The 2,006-nt window shown below is 64.7% G+C and carries 2 pseudogenes; one reads left to right on the plus strand and one right to left on the minus strand.

The features are described from left to right. A pseudogene (locus VK519_RS12135) lies at nt 1-401 on the minus strand (Oar protein); the annotation flags it as partial. A 467-nt stretch (nt 402-868) separates the two neighbouring features. Here VK519_RS12135 and VK519_RS12140 point away from each other — a divergent pair. Continuing rightward, a pseudogene (locus VK519_RS12140) lies at nt 869-2,006 on the plus strand (hypothetical protein); the annotation flags it as partial.

The following is a 2,006-nucleotide window of genomic DNA, read 5'->3' on the forward strand; positions in this document are numbered from 1 at the left end:
GTGGGCAGGGCGCTCGCAGTTACCGATACACCCGACAGATCCTGTGCGCTGGTGCTGGACGGCGCGCTGCTGGCGAAGGAAACGTCGGTGGCGATGCCCACGCGCAGGGTGACGTTCTCGCGCGAGTCCACCGTATTGCCACCTACCCGCAGCGACACCTTGTACGTGGTCAGGGGCAGGGCGTCGGCCACGTAGCGACCCTTGGCGTCCACCGGCACTTCGCGGACCAGGCCGTTGGCGCCTTCGACCAGGACGGTTTCGTTCGCGGTGATGGGCGCCTGGCCTGAGATGCGGCCCGAGGTGGCCTGCGCATGGATCGCGCCGCTGAATGAGGCCGCCAGGGCGGCGGCGAGCAGGGTTTTACGAAGAGCTGCGTTGCGATATCCGGTGGTCGCGTACATGGGCGGTTTTCCAGGGGAAGGTTATCGGGGCGAGCTAGGTCAGGCGGTCAGGCACGGGCGCGAAAACTAAGACGGGGCATGGATCGCTCGTTGGTGATGTGGTGACCCATGCGATTCCCCTTGGACGGCATCTTGGAAGCCGAGGACGCCGCACCCCGTTGTGTGGCGTTTTGAGGATATTTGCAGATATGTGGAATCACGTCTACTGGAATATTTTGATTTTCGTCATGGGTTTGTCACGAGGCGAAGCTAGCCAAACTGGAATTCGCGGGAAAATTGGGGTGATGCGCGGCTTGAGGGCGTTTCTCGTGGCAATTTGTGCGTAGGCACTAATTCCAAGATTCAACACATTCGCCCCCGATAGTGCCCGCGGCATGCTTCACGTCGTTGACGGCCATGGCGGTTGGATGGCCCTTGCTCGCCCGTTTGTGCTTGACTAGCGGCCTTACAAAGCGACGGGGCAATCGATGATGGCGAGCGCGGGCAATGGCTGGATGTGGGTGGGCGCGCTGGCGCTGGCGGGAGTCGCCGGGGCGTCACTGGCCGCGGCCGACACCGGCTTTGCCAGGGTCGAAGGCCTGAACCTCAACAGTTTCGTCCGCGAGGGGAACGTCGCCGCGCATATCGTGCTGCGCAACGGAAACGAACCGCGGCTGATCGTGGCCTTCCCGGCGGGCAACAGCGGCGTGGGGTTGTGGTTCAAGCCGCTGGAGAAGCCCGCGGAATGGTCCATGTCCGCGCCCGCCACGCCGGTCACGCTCAACGATGCCAGGGGCCGTCCGCTACACGGCGTCAGCTTCCAGGCCAGCATCCGGGCCGATCATCTGGCGCCGAAGCAGGCGGTGCTCTCGAGCGTGCGCGTGCTGCGTGATTACCAGGGCCTGGGGACGCAACCGGCGGAGGTGGTGGCCAAGCCAACGATGGGGGGCGACTCGATCACCTGGTCGCGCGATCGCCTGGACGGCGCCCCGGGTTATTCCCTGGCAGTGAAGGTCGTGCATGGCTCGCTTCGCGATGGCTCCTTTGCCGCCGGCCCCGACGGCGTGGTTACGCTGGCATTTACTGCCTTGACCGGGGAGACGCCGTTGACTCCCGTGTCCGGCAACGCACTGCTCAACGATCGCGCGCTGCCCGATGCGGGTGCGCGTGCGGCGCTTGAATACTTAAGCTACAAGGAGAAGTACCTCGCCGGCTCCTGGCGCTTCGACACCTATTTCGGCCGCGACACGTTGATGTCGTTGCGGCTGTTGATGCCGGCGCTGCAGCCGGCCGCTGTGGAAACGGGCCTGCGCTCGGTGCTGGAGCGGCTGTCGCCGCAGGGTGAAGTGGCGCACGAGGAAGATATCGGCGAATTCGCCATCATCGACCATCGCAAGCAGGGTGATACCGCATCCACCGCGCCCGTGTACGACTACAAGATGATCGACAGCGATTACCTGTTCGTGCCGGTGGCGCGCGCATGGTTGCTGGACGACCCGCGTGGCCGCGCTCGCGCGAAGGCGTTCCTTGCCGGCACCGTTGGCAACGAGCGGCTCGGCGATGCGATGATGCGCAACATCCGCTTCATTGCCGCGCAGGCCCAGGCCTTTGTGAAGTCGCCGGTCA

The sequence above is a fragment of the Pinirhizobacter sp. genome (genome assembly GCF_035317885.1).
Lineage (GTDB): Bacteria > Pseudomonadota > Gammaproteobacteria > Xanthomonadales > Rhodanobacteraceae > Pinirhizobacter.